The 15,583-nt window shown below is 68.4% G+C and carries 14 protein-coding genes and 2 pseudogenes; 1 reads left to right on the plus strand and 15 read right to left on the minus strand.

The genetic code is table 11. The features are described 5' to 3' along the window. Positions 1-19 precede the first annotated feature (19 nt). The 10 genes and pseudogenes from LRS14_RS13360 to LRS14_RS13405 form a co-directional block, all read right to left on the minus strand. Positions 20-907 (minus strand): branched-chain amino acid ABC transporter permease, encoded by an 888-nt coding sequence (locus tag LRS14_RS13360; protein ID WP_046113208.1) that lies wholly within the window; start codon positions 905-907, stop codon positions 20-22. Positions 908-1,024: 117 nt separating this feature from the next. Next, the gene (locus LRS14_RS13365) at positions 1,025-2,236 is read right to left on the minus strand and encodes an ABC transporter substrate-binding protein (RefSeq protein WP_046113209.1); all 1,212 of its coding nucleotides are present in this window, start codon (positions 2,234-2,236) and stop codon (positions 1,025-1,027) included. Between the two features lie 47 nt (positions 2,237-2,283). Further along, complete coding sequence (locus LRS14_RS13370) at positions 2,284-2,997, minus strand: ABC transporter ATP-binding protein (RefSeq protein WP_046113210.1); 714 nt, start codon at positions 2,995-2,997, stop codon at positions 2,284-2,286. Further along, positions 2,997-3,767, minus strand: coding sequence for an ABC transporter ATP-binding protein (locus LRS14_RS13375; protein ID WP_257799858.1), 771 nt, complete (start codon positions 3,765-3,767; stop codon positions 2,997-2,999). The genes LRS14_RS13370 and LRS14_RS13375 overlap by 1 nt, the downstream gene beginning before the upstream one ends. Positions 3,768-3,773: 6 nt before the next feature. After that, a complete protein-coding gene (locus tag LRS14_RS13380) occupies positions 3,774-4,253 on the minus strand; it encodes an Lrp/AsnC ligand binding domain-containing protein (protein WP_046113384.1) in 480 nt (159 codons plus the stop codon). A 196-nt stretch (positions 4,254-4,449) separates the two neighbouring features. Then, the gene (locus LRS14_RS13385) at positions 4,450-4,848 is read right to left on the minus strand and encodes a Zn-ribbon domain-containing OB-fold protein (RefSeq protein ID WP_257799859.1); all 399 of its coding nucleotides are present in this window, start codon (positions 4,846-4,848) and stop codon (positions 4,450-4,452) included. A 3-nt stretch (positions 4,849-4,851) separates the two neighbouring features. After that, positions 4,852-6,018 (minus strand): thiolase domain-containing protein, encoded by a 1,167-nt coding sequence (locus LRS14_RS13390; protein ID WP_046113213.1) that lies wholly within the window; start codon positions 6,016-6,018, stop codon positions 4,852-4,854. A 13-nt stretch (positions 6,019-6,031) separates the two neighbouring features. Continuing rightward, a complete protein-coding gene (locus LRS14_RS13395) occupies positions 6,032-7,195 on the minus strand; it encodes an MFS transporter (RefSeq protein WP_257799860.1) in 1,164 nt (387 codons plus the stop codon). A gap of 65 nt (positions 7,196-7,260) precedes the next feature. Continuing rightward, positions 7,261-8,049, minus strand: coding sequence for a tripartite tricarboxylate transporter substrate binding protein (locus LRS14_RS13400; RefSeq protein WP_257799862.1), 789 nt, complete (start codon positions 8,047-8,049; stop codon positions 7,261-7,263). 278 nt (positions 8,050-8,327) lie between these two features. After that, a pseudogene (locus tag LRS14_RS13405) lies at positions 8,328-9,602 on the minus strand (Glu/Leu/Phe/Val dehydrogenase); the annotation flags it as partial. A gap of 130 nt (positions 9,603-9,732) precedes the next feature. Here LRS14_RS13405 and proC point away from each other — a divergent pair. Beyond that, the gene (proC, locus tag LRS14_RS13410) at positions 9,733-10,572 is read left to right on the plus strand and encodes a pyrroline-5-carboxylate reductase (RefSeq protein WP_257799863.1); all 840 of its coding nucleotides are present in this window, start codon (positions 9,733-9,735) and stop codon (positions 10,570-10,572) included. 3 nt (positions 10,573-10,575) lie between these two features. On the opposite strand, the pseudogene ubiA reads toward proC, so the two are convergent. The 5 genes and pseudogenes from ubiA to LRS14_RS13435 all read right to left on the minus strand — a co-directional run bounded on the left by ubiA (position 10,576) and on the right by LRS14_RS13435 (position 15,549). Further along, a pseudogene (gene ubiA, locus LRS14_RS13415) lies at positions 10,576-11,494 on the minus strand (4-hydroxybenzoate octaprenyltransferase). Positions 11,495-11,613: 119 nt separating this feature from the next. Next, positions 11,614-12,102, minus strand: coding sequence for a PEP-CTERM sorting domain-containing protein (locus tag LRS14_RS13420; protein ID WP_257799864.1), 489 nt, complete (start codon positions 12,100-12,102; stop codon positions 11,614-11,616). 172 nt (positions 12,103-12,274) lie between these two features. Then, entirely contained in the window at positions 12,275-13,900 is a 1,626-nt protein-coding gene (locus LRS14_RS13425; RefSeq protein WP_046113218.1) for a peptide chain release factor 3, read from the minus strand. Positions 13,901-14,048: 148 nt separating this feature from the next. After that, on the minus strand, positions 14,049-14,570 hold the full coding sequence (locus LRS14_RS13430) for a Dps family protein (protein WP_046113219.1): 522 nt from the start codon (positions 14,568-14,570) through the stop codon (positions 14,049-14,051). Between the two features lie 55 nt (positions 14,571-14,625). Next, positions 14,626-15,549, minus strand: a complete 924-nt coding sequence (locus LRS14_RS13435; protein ID WP_046113220.1) for a LysR substrate-binding domain-containing protein — start codon at positions 15,547-15,549, stop codon at positions 14,626-14,628. Between the last annotated feature and the right edge of the window lie 34 nt (positions 15,550-15,583).

Genomic DNA, 15,583 nt, shown 5'->3' on the forward strand with positions numbered 1-15,583 from the left:
CACAGGGGCTGTGCTCACTTCATTTTTCCTTGCCGAACAGGCCCGCCGGGCGGATGAGCAGCACCACCGCCATGATGAGGAACACCACGGTGGCCGAAGCCTCGGGATAGAACACCTTGGTCAGGCCCTCGATCACGCCCAGCCCCAGCCCGGTGAGGATGGAGCCGAGGATCGAACCCATGCCGCCGATCACCACCACCGCGAACACCACGATGATGAGGTTGCTGCCCATCAGCGCATTCACCTGCAGGATGGGTGCGGCCAGCACGCCGGCAAAGGCCGCCAGCGCCACGCCGCCGGCGTAGGTGAGCGTGATCATGCGCGGCACGTTGATGCCGAAGGCCTGCACCAGCTTGGGGTTCTCGGTGCCGGCGCGCAGCGTGGCGCCGATGGAGGTCTTCTCGATCAACGCCCACACCGCCAGGCACACCACCACCGAGGCCACCACCACCCAGGCGCGGTAGTTGGGCAGCACCATGAAGCCCAGGTTGGTGGCGCCCTGCAGCGCATCGGGCACCGGATAAGGATTGCCCGACACGCCGTAGAACGAGCGGAACAGGCCTTCGGTCACCAGCGTGATGCCGAAGGTGAGCAGCAGGCCATACAGGTGGTCGAGCTTGTACAGCCACTGCAGCAGCAGCCGCTCGATCAATATGCCCAGCACGCCCACGATCAGCGGCGCCGCCAGCAGCATCATCCAGTAGTTCAGGCCCAGGTACTCCAGGCCCATCCACGCGATGAACGCCCCCATCATGTACAGCGCCCCATGGGCGAAGTTGATGATGTTGAGCATGCCGAAGATGACGGCCAGGCCCAGCGACAGCATCGCGTAGAACGAGCCGTTCACCAGGCCGAGCAGCAGTTGGCCGAGCAGGGCCGGCAGCGGAATATCAAACAGGTTCGACATCGGATGTCCTGGTCACAACCCCGTCGAGCGGGGCATCGCCCCGGCCGCCGCCGGGCCGCCCCAAGGCGGCCGGCTCCCCTCGGGGGGCGACGCCGCAGGCGTCTCGGGGGCCGACGATCACTTCTTGACGAGAGGGCACTTGCTGTCGGCCAGCTTGGTATAGGCCTCGGCGGCCGGGATGGTCTGCACCACCTTGTAGTAGTCCCATGGCTCGGTGGAGTCCTTCTGCGCCTTCACCTGCATCAGGTACATGTCGTAGCGCATGCGGCCGTCGGGGCCGATCTCGCCGTTCTTGGCGAAGAAGTCGTTGATCTTCGTCGCCTTCATCTGCGCGATCACCTTGTCGGCGTCGTCGGTCTTGGTGGCCTCCACCGCCTTCAGGTAGTGCATGGTGGCCGAGTAGTCGGCGGCCTGCAGCATCGACGGCATGCGCTTCATCTTCTCGAAAAAGCGCTTGGCCCAGGCGCGCGACTCGGCGTTCTGGTTCCAGTACCAGCCGTCCGTCAGGTACATGCCCTCGGTGGCCTTCAGGCCCAGCGAGTGGATGTCGTTGATGAACATCAGCAGGCCGGCCAGCTTCATCGTCTTGGTGATGCCGAACTCGTTGGCTGCCTTCACCGAGTTGATGGTGTCGGCACCGGCGTTGGCCAGGCCCAGGATCTGGGCCTTGCTGCTTTGCGCCTGCAGCAGGAAGGAGCTGAAGTCGCTGGCGCCCAGCGGCGCACGCACGCTGCCCACCACGTTGCCGCCGGACTTCTGCACCACCGCCGTGGTGTCCGCCTGCAGCGAGTGGCCGAAGGCATAGTCGGCCGTCAGGAAGTACCAGCTCTTGCCGCCCGACTTCACCACCGCATTGCCGGTGCCGTTGGCCAGCGCCACGGTGTCGTAGGCGTAGTGGATGGTGTAGGGCGTGCAGTCCTCGTTGGTCAGGCGGGCGGTGGCCGCGCCGATGGAGATGAAGGGCTTCTTCTTCTCGGCCGCGATCTTGGCCATGGCCAGGTTGGTGGACGAGTTGGTGCCGCCGATCAGCATGTCCAGGCCCTGGGTGTCGATCCACTCGCGAGCCTTGCTGGCGGCCACGTCGGCCTTGTTCTGGTGGTCGGCGTACAGCACCTCGATCTTCTTGCCTGCCACCGCGCCCTTCATGTCGGCGATGGCCATCTTGATGGCCTCCACGCCGCCGGCACCGTCGATGTCGGCATACACGCTGGACATGTCGGTGATGATGCCGATCTTGATCACGTCGCCCGAAACCTGGGCCTGCACGGCACCGGTGAAGCCGCAGGCCGCGGCGGCGGCGATCGCGATGCGTCGAATGTTGGAAGTCATGCTCGTCTCCAGGGAAGGGATGGGTGGATGTGTGGTGGGAACGGCGATCACACGCTCAACAGCTCGTCGAGCACGGCCTGCTTCTCGGCCAGTTGGGACGCGGGGAACGATTCGACGACCTGCCCATGCTCGATCACGTGGAAGTGGTCGGCCAGCGGCGCGGCGAAGCGGAAGTTCTGCTCCACCATCACGATGGTGAAGCCCTGGGCCTTGAGCGTGGTGATCATGCGGGCCAGCGCCTGCACGATCACCGGCGCCAGGCCTTCGGAGATCTCGTCCAGCAGCAGGATGTCGGCGCCGGTGCGCAGGATGCGGGCCACGGCCAGCATCTGCTGCTCACCGCCCGACAGCCGCGTGCCCGGGCTGCTGCGGCGCTCCTGCAGGTTGGGGAACATCGCATACAGCTCGGCCTCGGTCATCGCCTTGCCGCGGCCGGCGGTGAGCTTGGGCGGCAGGCGCAGGTTCTCCTCGGTGGTGAGTGCGGCGAAGATGCCGCGCTCCTCCGGGCAGTAGCCGATGCCGATGTGGGCGATGCGGTGCGTGGGCAGGTTGATGGTCTCGGTGCCATGCACCTTGATCGATCCCTTTCGGTCGCCCGTCAGGCCCATGATGGCCCGCAGCGTGGTGGTTCGGCCGGCGCCGTTGCGGCCCAGCAGCGTGACCACCTGGCCGCTGTGCACCGTCAGGCTGATGCCGTGCAGGATGTGGCTCTCGCCATACCAGGCGTGCAGGTCCTTGATCTCCAGGGCGGGGGTGCTCATCAATGCGCCCCCTGCAGTTCGGTCGCCTCGCTGCCCATGTAGGCCTCGAGCACCGCCGGATGCCTGGACACCTCGGCGTAGTTGCCCTCGGCCAGCACCGCGCCGCGGGCCAGCACGGTCAGGCGGTCGGCGATGCTGGCCACCACGCGCATGTTGTGCTCCACCATCAGCACGGTGCGGCCTTCGGCCACGCGCTTGATGAGCTGGGTCACGCGGTCCACGTCCTCGTGGCCCATGCCCTGGGTGGGTTCGTCCAGCAGCATCAGTTCGGGCTCCATGGCCATGGTGGTGGCGATCTCCAGCGCGCGCTTGCGGCCGTAGGGCAGGTCGGCGGCCTTGGCCTGCGCCATGTCGCGCAGGTCCACCAGGTCCAGCAGCGCCAGCACCTTGGCATCCAGCTGCCGCAGCGCGGTCAGCCCCTTCCAGAAGTGGAACGAGGTGCCGGTGAAGCGCTGCAGCCCGATGCGCACGTTCTCCAGCACCGTCAGGTGCGGGAACACCGCGGAGATCTGGAACGAGCGGATCACCCCGCGCCGGGCGATCTGCGCCGACTGCTCTCCGGTGATGTCGATGCCGTTGAACAGGATGGTGCCGCGCGTGGGCGTGAGGAACTTGGTCAGCAGGTTGAAGCAGGTGGTCTTGCCGGCGCCGTTGGGGCCGATCAGCGCATGGATGTGCCCGCGCTGCACCTGCAGGTTGACGCGATCGACCGCGGTGAAGCCCTTGAACTCCTTGGTGAGGTCGCGGGTCTCGAGGATGTAGTCGCTCATGGTTGTCTAGACAGGCAGCAAGGTGGTGCTCTTCACTTCTTCGATCACCGCATAGGTGCGTGTTTCACGCACGCCGGGCAGCGTCCAGATGCCGGAGCTGATGAGGTCGCGGTAGGCGGCCATGTCGGCCACCCGGGTCTTGAGCAGGTAGTCGAACGAACCGGCCACCAGGTGGCATTCCAGGATCTCGGGCCGCGCCAGCACCTCGGCCTTGAAGGCGTCGAGCTGCCGCGGCGCGGTGCGGTCGAGCAGCACCTCCACGAAGATCAGCAGGCCGGCCCCCAGCAGCTGCGGATTCAGCCGCGCCTCGTAGCCGAGGATGAAGCCTTCGCGCGTCAGCCGTTTGACACGCTCCAGCACCGCCGTGGGAGACAGCTGCACCACCTCGGCCAGCCGCAGGTTGGACATGCGGCCATCCGCCTGCAAGGCCCGCAGGATGTTGGTGTCGATCTTGTCGAGCGATCTGCTGGCGGAAAGATCCATCATGGTGCAGAACCCGTCCAATCAGCCGTTTCCAGCGGATTTCCTTCGGCACTGTGGGGGTACAGCGCGGCGGATTCTGTAGCCAACGGGCGCAGGCGGGTCCCCGCATCAACCCTCTGCGGGCAAACGCGAATGCCGCGATTAATCCGGCGCGGTGCACCGGTGGCTGTGGATCTTCCTGCCGGGCGGCAGACGGGCCTCAGCCCGGCCGGAACATCGGGATGGCGCTGCCGTCCTCGGCCGGCTTGAAGGTCACCGTCACCGCCATGCCGATGCGCAGGCTGTCCAGGTCGGCATCCACGATGTTGGTCAGCATCGTCGGGCCCTCCTCCAGCGTCACGTAGGCCACCGCGTAGGGCACCGGCGCGTGGCGCGTCACCGTCACGCTGTAGACGGTGCCGCGGCCGCTGGCCTCCTGCCAGGCGGTGCGGGCGCTGCCGCAGAGCGGGCACACCGGGCGCGGATACCAGTGCGGCTGGCTGCAGGCTTCGCAGCGGCGCAGCAGCAGCCGGCTCTGGTTGGCGGCGTCGAAGAAGGGCGTGGTGAAGGCATCGCGCACCGGCGCGGCCAGCGGGCGGTCGGCTGCAGGCAGCGTCATCGGTCAGGCCCTTTCGAGGATGAGCGTGGCACTGCCGTGCCGCGTGCCCAGCAGGCCGCCGGTGCCATTGGCCAGCGCCAAGGTGCAGCCGGGCACCTGCACCGCGGGATGCGCTTCGCCGCGCAGCTGTCGCACCGCTTCGATCACCTTGGTGATGCCGCCGCGGTTGGCGGGGTGGTTGTTGCACAGCCCGCCGCCATCGGTGTTAAAGGGCAACCGGCCTACGCCCGAGATCAGGTTGCCGTCGGCCACGAAGCGCCCGCCCTGGCCCCGCGCGCAGAAGCCCAGGTCTTCCAGCTGCATCACCACGGTGATGGTGAAGCTGTCGTAGATGGACGCGTACTGGATGTCCGCCGGCCGCACGCCGGCTTCCTCGAAGGCCTGGCGGCCGGACAGCAGGCTGCCGGAATGGGTGAGGTCGACGCGGCCGCCGCCCTGGCCCTTGATGGATTCGCCCGCGCCCAGCAGGTTGACCAGCGGCCGCTTCAGGCTGCGCGCGATCTCCGGCCGCACCACCACCAGCGCGCCGCCGCCATCGCTGACCACGCAGCAATCCAGCTTGTGCAGCGGGTCCGACAGCATCGGCGAGGCCAGCACGTCGGCCACCGTCACCACCTGCGGCAGCATCGCATGCGGGTTGTGCTGCGCATGGTGGGAGGCGGCCACCTTCACCCAGGCCAGCTGCTCGGCGGTGGTGCCGAACTCGTGCATGTGGCGCGCCGCGGCCAGCGCATAGGCGTTCAGCGTGATGAGGCCGGCATGCTGCTCGAAGGCGAATTCGGGCACGCCGGGATGGGCCGAGGCGGCGACGCCACGCGCCGGCTCGGAGCGCGGCCGGCCTGCCAGCGTGATCAGCGCCACGTCGCAGTGGCCGGCGGCGATGGCCTGCGCCGCATGGGCCACATGCACCAGGTAGGACGAGCCGCCGGTCTCGGTGCCGTCCACATGCCGCAGGCGGTCCAGGCCCAGGTAGTCGGCCATGCTCAGCACGCCGAAGCCGGGCGCGTCGCCGGCGCAGAAGTAGCCATCGACATCCGCCAGCGACAGGCCGGCATCGGCCAGCGCGCCCTGGGCACACTCGGCATGCAGCTGTGCCGTCGTCTTGTCGGGCGCCTTGCGCGTGGGGTGTTCCCAGGCGCCGGCGATGCAGGCTTGCCGTTTCAGGCTCATATGGGGCACTCCGTCAGCCGGCGCGTTCCTGCCGGGCGACGCGCCGTGCCAGCGCGCCGCCGCCCAGCAGCGCGGCGGTCATGGCCAGGAACAGCGGGGCCAGGCCGAGGGCCGCGCCCAGCACGCCGAACACGAGCGGCATCGCCGTCTGGCTGGTGTTGATGAACATGGTGCGCAGGCCCACCGCCTCGCCGGCGCGGCCTTCGGGTGCCGAATGGTGCAGCAGCGTGAGCACCATCGGATGCGGCGCGCCCAGGCTGGCGCCCAGCACGAACATGATCGCCATCAGCGTGCCCACGCTGTGGCTGAACGGAATGGCGGCGTAGCTGGCGGCGGCCAGCAGCATCGAGGCGGTGATGAGCTGCCAGGGCCGCACGTGGCTGGCGACGAAGGGCATTGCCAGCCGCACCATGAAGCTGGCCGCCGCGAAGGAGCCCATCACGATGCCGATCTGTGAGGCGCTGAGGCCGATCTGCGTGCCGTACAGCGGCATCGCGAAGGTGTAGATGTCCCAGGCCACCGTCAGCACTGCGATGGCGATGAAGAGATGGCGCATGCGCGGGCTGCGCAACAGGTCGAACATGCTGGGCTTCTCGCCGGTGGCGCTGTCCAACGGCGCGGGCACCTTGCGGCGCGTGTCGGGCAGGCCCACCAGCGCCAGCACCAGGGCCGGCATCACGGTGAACAGGGCCAGCACCAGGAAGCTGGTGCGGTGGCCCAGCTGGTCGATGGCCACGCCGGTGAGCAGCGGCGCGATGAAGCTGGAGGTGGAAAAGCCCAGCGCCACATAGCTGAAGTTGGCGGTGCGGTCGTCGGCAGTGCTCAGCTCGCCCACCGCGTGGTACGCCGCCACGTTGATCAGCATGAACGAGATGCCGATCAGCACGCTGGCCACGTACAGCGCCGCGATCTGCGGCAGCAGGAAGGGCAGCAGCGTGCCGATGCCCACGCCCACCGAGCCCACCATCATCGGCCTTTGCACGCCAACGCCGTCGATCCAGCGGCCGGCGGGCACCGCCAGCAACGCGGGCAGCAGCGCGAAGGAGGCCATCAGCAGCCCCACGGTCAACGGCGTGGCGCCCTGCGAGATGGCGGTGAGCGATACCGCGATGCGGCTGCCGTTGAAGGCAACGTGGTCGAGCACCAGCAGGATGATCAGCAGGGGCAGCGGTCGCATGAAGCAACCCACTCTACCCCCGCCCCTGGAGGGCCGCGCTGACGCGGGGGCTTGGCGGCCGGCGCTCAGTCCAGCTTCAGGCCGATGCGCTCGATGATGGCGCCCCAGCGCTTCATGTCGCTGTCCACCACCTTGCGGAAGTCCGCCTGGGTGCCGCCGACGATGGTCAGGCCCTGGTTGTCCATCACCGTCTTCAGCTGCGCATCGGTGAGCGCGGCGTTCACGTCGGCATTGATCTTCTGCACCACCGCCTCGGGCGTGCCGGCGGCCACGAAGAGGCCGTTCCACGCCAGCGATTCCACGCCCTTGACGCCGCCGTCGGCCAGCGTGGGCAGGCCCTTCAGGCTCTCGGGCACCTGCGCGGCGCTCACCGCCAGCAGCCGCACCTTGCCGGCCTTCACGTGGTTGAGCAGTGCCGGCGCGGTGGTGAACGTGGCATCGGTATCGCCTTGCGCCACGGCCAGCGCGGCCGGTGGCGAGCCGTTGTAGGGCACGTGGGTGCCGTTCAGGCCGGTCTGCGCCAGCAGCAGTTCCATCGTCAGGTGGCTGGAGCTGCCCATGCCCAGCGACGAGTAGTTCATCTTGCCGCCCTGCTGCTTCACCCAGGCCAGGAACTCCTGCGTCGTCTTGACCGGCAGGTTGGCATTGACCGCCAGCACGTTGGGCTGGGAGGTGGTCATCACCACCGGCACCAGGTCTTTCGCCGGGTCGTACGGCATCTTGCGGTACATGAAGGGCGCGAAGGCGATGGGGCCGTTGAAGCCGATGGCGATGGTGTGGCCATCGGCCGGCGCCTTGGCCGCCACGTCCACGCCCAGCATGCCGCCGGCGCCGGGCTTGTTGTCCACCACCATGGGCTGGCCCCAGCGGTCCTTGAGCTTCTCGCCCAGCAGCCGGGCGATGATGTCCAGCGAGCTGCCCGCGGGCGCCGGCACCACGATGTGCACTGGCCTGCTCGGCCATTGCGGCTGCGCGGCGGCGGGTTGGGCCAGGGCCAGCACGGCGGCGGCGGTGGCGAGCAGGGCGGGCAGGACGGTACGGCGTTGCATGGGCGAATGAAAAGCGGGCCTCGAAGGGCCCGCATGGTAGACGCGCCGCCCCTGCCGCACCGCAGGGGTTGACGCGGGGGGTCGGGGTACAGGCCGCGCTCCTCGCGCGCCGTCAGGATGCGCTCGCAGGCCACGGCAAAGGTGGCGGTACGCAGCGTGATCTTGTGCTTGTCGGCCGTGTCCCAGATCTTGCACAGCGCGTCGACCATGATCTTGTCCAGGCGCACGTTGATCTCGTCCTCGCTCCAGAAGAAGCTGGAGAAGTCCTGCACCCACTCGAAATAGCTGACGGTCACGCCGCCGGCATTGCAGATCACGTCCGGCACCACCAGCACGCCGCGGTCGGCCAGGATGTCGTCGGCCGTCGGCACGGTCGGGCCGTTGGCGCCTTCCAGCACCAGCTTGGCGGTGATGCGCTGGGCGCGCTCGGCGGTGATCACGCCTTCCAGCGCGGCGGGCACGAGGATGTCGCAGCGCACGTCCCAGAACTCTTCCGCGTTCATGCGCTCGGCCCCGGCGAAGCCGGCGACGCCGCCGGTTTCCTTCACCGCGGCGGTGAGCGCGGCCACGTCCAGGCCGTTGTCGTTGTAGATGGTGCCGCTGTGGTCCTGCACCGCGACGATCTTGGCGCCCGCCTGGGCGAACAGCTCCGCCGCCGACGAACCCACGTTGCCGAAGCCCTGCACAGCCACGCGGGCGCCTTCCAGGCTCATGCCCAGGCGGCGGGCGGCCTCACGGCCGGTGACGAACACGCCGCGGCCGGTCGACTTCACCCGGCCCAGCGAGCCGCCCAGGTGGATCGGCTTGCCGGTGACCACGCCGGTGGCGGTGCCGCCGACGTTCATCGAATACGTGTCCATCATCCAGGCCATGATCTGGCCGTTGGTGTTCACGTCCGGCGCCGGGATGTCCTGCTGCGGGCCGATGATGATGCCGATCTCGCTGGTGTAGCGGCGCGTCACGCGCTCGATCTCCTTGCGCGAGTACTGCTTCGGGTCGATGCGGATGCCGCCCTTGGCGCCGCCGTAGGGCAGGTTCACCGCAGCGGTCTTCACCGTCATCCAGGCCGACAGCGCCATCACTTCTTCCAGCGTGACGTCGGGGTGGTAGCGCACGCCGCCCTTGCCCGGGCCGCGCGACAGGTTGTGCTGCACGCGGTAGCCCTCGAAGTGGGCGACGGTGCCGTTGTCCAGCTCGATGGGGATGTCGACGATCAGCGTGCGCTTGGGGCGCTTGAGCGTTTCGATCCACTTGGCGAGGTGGCCCAGATACGGCGCCACGCGGTCCACCTGCGACAGGTAGGTGCCCCAGGGGCTGTCGGCGGTGGGGTGGACAAAGGACAAGGCAGCTTGTGACATGGCTTCTCCGGTGCCGCGGTTGCGCGGCCACACGATGTTTTCGTGCAGCCAATGTAGTCACGGGGCGCTTCCAGCGGGAGACGCAAACTATGCGTGTTGTGCATGAGCGGCCAAACCTACACTCGCCGCCATGAGCGAACAGAGCACTTCTTCCCCGGGCACCGTGGCTTTCATCGGCGGCGGCAACATGGCCAGTGCCATCGTCGGCGGACTCGTGCGCGCCGGCCGCGCACCCGCCTCCATCCTGGTGGTGGACCCTGGCGAGGCCCAGTGCGCCAAGCTGGAGGCCGACTTCGGCGTGCGCACGCTGCCCGCGCCGGGGGCCGCGCTGGCCGAGGCGCGGATGGTGGTGTGGGCGGTCAAGCCACAGCTGTTCAAGGAGGCCGCTCGGCCCAGCGCGGCGCATGTGGCCCAGGCGCTGCAGCTCTCGGTGATGGCCGGCATCCGCAGCGACGCCATCGCCAGCGCCACCGGCAGCCCCGCCGTGGTGCGCGCCATGCCCAACACGCCGGCCCTGATCGGCCAGGGCATGAGCGGCCTCTTTGCGCGGCCGGCCGTCAGCGCCGCCCAGCGTGCCGAGGTGGAGCAGGTGCTGGCACCTACCGGGCGCATGCTGTGGGTAGGCGAGGAAAGCGCGCTGGATGCGGTCACCGCGCTGTCCGGCTCCGGCCCCGCCTATGTGTTTTATGTGCTGGAGGCCATGATGGCCGCGGCCGAAGCCATGGGCCTCAGCGCCGAGGAAGGCAAGCAGCTGGCGCTGGGCACCTTCGCAGGCGCCACCGCGCTGGCGCAGCAGAGCAGCGAGCCGCCTTCGGTGCTGCGCGAACGTGTCACGTCGAAAGGCGGCACCACGCATGCGGCGCTTACTTCGCTGGAGTCGGATGGCGTGAAGGCCGCCTTCGTCAAGGCCTTGCAGGCGGCGCAGCGGCGCGCCGTGGAACTGGGCGACGAATTCGGCGCCGCCGGCTGAGCTTCAGCGCAGCGCCAGGTCGAGGGCGGTGCCCAGGAACACCGCAAACCCCACCCAGTGGTTCAGCCGGAAGGCCTTGAAACAGCCTTCCCGGCTGCGATGGCGAATCAGCACGTAATGCCAGGCCACCTGCGCCGCCGCCGCCGCGATGCCGGCCAGGAACCAGCCGCCCAGTCCCAGCAGGCGGCCGATCACCGCCCAGGACAGCAGGTGGATGGCATAGAAGGCCATCACGCCCGCCACGTCGAAGCGCCCCAGCGTCAACGCCGAAGTGCGGATGCCGATGCGGACGTCGTCGTCGCGGTCGACCATCGCGTATTCGGTGTCGTAGGCCAGCACCCAGAAAAAGGTTGCTGACGAGCAGCCACCAGGCGTGCGGCGGCACCGCGTCGGCCACCGCGCGCCAGCGCCAGTCGGCCGCGCCGAGCACCGCGCTGAACGCCATCGGGATGCCGAAGCTGAAGGCCACCCCCAGCACCGCCTGCGGCATCGACACGAAGCGCTTGGCGTAGGGATAGCCGATGGCGATGGCCAGCGCCGCGAAGGACAGCAGGATGGTCGGCGCATTGGTGGTGAGCACCAGGCCGAAGGCCACCAGTGACAAGGCGGCGCCCAGCAGCAGCGCTTCCTTCACCGACACCACGCCGCTGGTGACCGGCCGGCGCGCCGTGCGCTTGACGTGGCGGTCGAACTCGCGGTCGGCCACGTCGTTCACGCAGCAGCCGGCGCTGCGCATCAGCACCGTGCCGGCGGTGAACACGGCCAGCAGGTGCCAGCCCGGAAAACCGTCCGCCGCGATCCAGAGGGCCGACAGCGTGGGCCACAGCAGCAGCAGCCAGCCGGCCGGCCGGTCGAAGCGGATGAGGTCGAGGTAGAGCCGCAGCTTGGACTCGCCCGGGCTGTTCAGGGAGGACGCTTTCACGCGCCGATTATCGGCGCCGCCGGCAAGTCGGCCGTCGCCTGGCCGCCCATGAAAAAGCCACCGGCCGGCATGGCGGGTGGCTCGTGTGCGCCGCGGCCTGCAGCCGCGCGCGAGGTGGTTCAGGCGCGGCGGCGGCGTGCGAACCAGGCCAGCATGCCCAGGCCGCCGGCCATCAGCGCATAGGTGCCGGGTTCCGGCACGGCGCTGACGTTGACGCTGGCGAGCACCGAGCCCACGTTGTCAACGTTGGCCGAGTCCCAGTAGAAGAGCTTGAGCGTGCCGGCCGTGCTGGCGGTGCCGCTGTAGTTGGTGCCCACCAGGAAGTAGCTGCCGGAACCAATCTGGCCCACCAGCGCGCCGAAAGGAGCGCTCAGGTTGCCCATCTCGAGGTTGCCGAAGCCTTGGCCGATCTGAACGCCGGCGGCTGCACCGCTTTCGTCGCTGCCCGTGGCGAACAGGTTGGACACCAGGCCGTCGGCGTTGGACCAGCGGGGCAGCTCACCCGCGCTCCACAGGTCGGTGGCCGCCACGCTGACGGTGAAGCCCTGGCCAGCAGCCAGCGAGACCGTGGCCAGGCCGTTGGCGGCAAAGCAGGCGCAATGGTCCACCGCGCTGACGGTGAAATCAGCAGCGCTGGCGGCGGAAGCTGTAACGGCAAGCGCTGCCGCAGCAACAACGGATTTGAAAGTGCAAGGACTCAATTGAAACTCCCTGTGAATTTGTGGCCGATTCTTAGGGATCGACTGCTTCCCGCCAGTCCCCCGAGCGGGGGTGAACCTATCAGCCTTCCATCTGTCGCTGGAACACCAAGCCGGCGTGTTCACGCAGCGCATGGAACTTGATCTTCGGCCAGTTGGACTCGATGGCCCGCAGTTCCGGCGCGTACTCCACCAGCACCGTGGGAGCGTTCACGGCGTCATACGCCACACGGTGCGAATTTGCATCGATGAAGCGCTGCAGTTCGCGCGCGCCGCCGTCCGCTTCGTCACAGGTCACCCAGCGCGCCACCTGGAAGCGGCTGGGCATCACGCGCGCCTTGACGCCGTATTCATGCTCCAGCCGGTGCGCCACCACTTCGAACTGCAGCTGTCCGACCGCGCCCAGCAGCAGCACCGAGCCCATCACCGGCCGGAACACCTGGATCGCACCTTCCTCGCCCAGCTGCTGCAGGCCGGCCTTCAGCTGCTTGGTGCGCAGCGGGTCGGCCACTTCCACGCTGCGGAACATCTCGGGCGCGAAGAACGGCAGCCCGGTGAACTGCAAAGATTCACCTTCGGTGAGGGTGTCGCCCAACTGCAACACGCCATGGTTCGGGATGCCGATGATGTCGCCGGCAAAGGCCTCGTCCAGCAGCTCGCGGCGCTGCGACAGGAAGCTCACCACGGTGTTCGGCCGCAGCTCCTTGCCGGAGCGCACCACCTTCAGCCGCATGCCGCGCTCGAAGTGGCCCGAGGCCACGCGCACGAAGGCGATGCGGTCGCGGTGCGCCGGGTCCATGTTCGCCTGGATCTTGAACACCACGCCGGTGAACTTGGGCTCGTCCGGCTTGACCTCGCGCTGCAGCGAGCCGCGCGGGCCGGGCGACGGCGCCAGGTTCACCAGGGCGTCGAGCACTTCCTGCACGCCGAAGTTGTTGACGGCCGAGCCGAAGAACATCGGCGTCTGCCGTCCGGCGAGGAAGTCGTCCAGCACGAACTCCGGCGCAGCCTCGCGAACCAGTTCCACCTCGCCCTGGGCCTGCTCGTACTGCATGCCGAAGCGTTCGGCGTAGACGGGGTTGTCCAGGCCGTCGATGACCTCTTCGCCACCGGCCACCCGGTCCTCGCCGGGGCTGAACACGCGCATCTGCTGCTTGCGCAGGTCCATCACGCCGTGGAAGAACTTGCCCATGCCCACCGGCCACGTGAAGGGCACGACGGTCATGCCCAGCTCGCGCTCGATCTCGTCCATCAGGGCCAACGGGTCCTTCACCTCACGGTCCATCTTGTTGACGAAGGTGAGGATGGGCGTGTTGCGCGCCCGGCAGACCTGCAGCAGGCGGCGGGTCTGAGGCTCCACGCCGTTGGCCGCATCGATCACCATGAGCGCGGCGTCCACCGCGGTGAGCACGCGGTAGGTGTCCTCGGAGAAGTCCTGGTGGCCGGGAGTGTCCAGCAGGTTGATGACGCAGTCGCGGTATTCCATCTGCATCACCGAGCTGGCCACCGAGATGCCGCGCTGCTTCTCGATCTCCATCCAGTCGGACGTGGCATGCCGGCTGGCCTTGCGTGCCTTCACGGAGCCGGCGATCTGGATCGCGCCGGAGAACAGCAGCAGCTTTTCCGTCAGCGTGGTCTTGCCCGCGTCGGGGTGGCTGATGATGGCGAAGGTGCGACGGCGGCGCACCTGGGGCGTGAGGTCGGACATGGCGGCGCGGTGCGCCCCGGGTGGCGGGGTGCACCGACGATTGGTTGGGGCAAGCGCGGGATTATCGGCGCTCGGCCGATTCCGCCTGCAGTGGCCGGTCCGCCCGCCCGGCGGGTGGCTTCATGTACCCATGAAGCCGGGTGCCCCATCAATCTTCGAGGATCGACCGCAGCATCCAGGCCGATTGCTCGTGCACCGTCAGGCGCTGGGTCAGCAGGTCGGCGGTGGGCTCGTCGCTGGCGCCGTCGGCGATGGGGAACACGCTGCGGGCAGTGCGGGCCACGGCCTCATGGCCTTCGACCAGGATGCGCACCATCTCCATCGCGTTGGGCGGCGTGCCCGGCGCGTCCTTCAGCGAGGTGAGGGCGCCGTACTGCGCATAGGAGCCCGGAGCCGGGTGGCCCAGCGAGCGGATGCGTTCGGCGATGGGGTCGACCGCGTTCCACAGCTCGGTGTACTGGGTCATGAACATCGCGTGCAGCGAATTGAACATCGGCCCGGTGACGTTCCAGTGGAAGTTGTGCGTGGTGAGGTACAGCGTGTAGGTATCGGCCAGCAGGCGCGACAGGCCGCCGGCGATGGCGGCGCGGTCCTCCGGGCTGATGCCGATGTGGATCACCGGCGCGCTCACCGCGGGAAGCGACTTGTCCTTGCCCTTGTTCTTGCTCATTCGGTCGACTCCTGTGAATGTTCGAGACGACTGTAGCGCAGGGCTTGGCGTCCCTTCAGGCCGTCAGGCGCTCCACGCCGTCCAGCTGGCAGGCATACACCGCATTGCGCAGCGCCGCGATGGCTTCGTAGCGCGTGAAGGTGCGCCGCCAGGCCAGCACCACGCGCCGCGTGGGCACCGGCGGCTCGAAGGGCACGTAGGTCACCAGCCCCGAGGATTCCTTGGGCACCGACAGCTGCGGCACCACCGTCACGCCCATGCCGGAGGCCACCATGTGCTTGATGGTCTCCAGCGAACTGCCCTCGAAGCTCTTGCGGATGCCCTCGGCGTCGCTGGAGAAGCGCGCGTACTCCGGGCACACCTCCAGCACATGGTCGCGGAAGCAATGGCCGGTGCCCAGCAGCAGCATGGTCTCGCGCTTGAGCTCGTCGGCGCCCACCGCCGGCCGCTTGGCGAGCGCATGGCCCTTCGGCACGGCGATCATGAACGGCTCGTCGTACAGCGGCGCGATGGCCAGGCCGGTGTCGGGGAACGGCTCGGCCATGATGGCGCAGTCGAGTTCGCCGGTGCGCAGCATGTCCACCAGCTTGCTGGTGAAGTTCTCCTGCAGGATCAGCGGCATCTGCGGCGTCATCTCGATGGCGTGGCGCACCAGCTCCGGCAGCAGGTAGGGGCCGATCGTGTAGATGATGCCCAGCTTGAGCGGGCCGTTCAGCGGGTCCTTGCCGCGCTTGGCGATGTCCTTGATGGCAGCGGCCTGCTCGATCACCGACTGCGCCTGCCGCACGATGGCCTCGCCCAGCGGCGTGACGCTCACCTCGTTGGTGCCGCGCTCGAAGAGCTTGACGTCCAGCTCCTCCTCCAGTTTCTTGATCGCCACCGACAGCGTGGGCTGCGACACGAAGCAGGCTTCGGCCGCACGCCCGAAATGCTTCTCGCGGGCCACGGCGACGATGTAGCGCAGTTCGGTCAAGGTCATGCAGACATTGTCGGCAAATGCCGGGCCTTGTGTA

Origin of the sequence: Aquincola sp. J276 (assembly GCF_024700035.1) — a bacterium.
Lineage (GTDB): Bacteria > Pseudomonadota > Gammaproteobacteria > Burkholderiales > Burkholderiaceae_C > Aquincola > Aquincola tertiaricarbonis.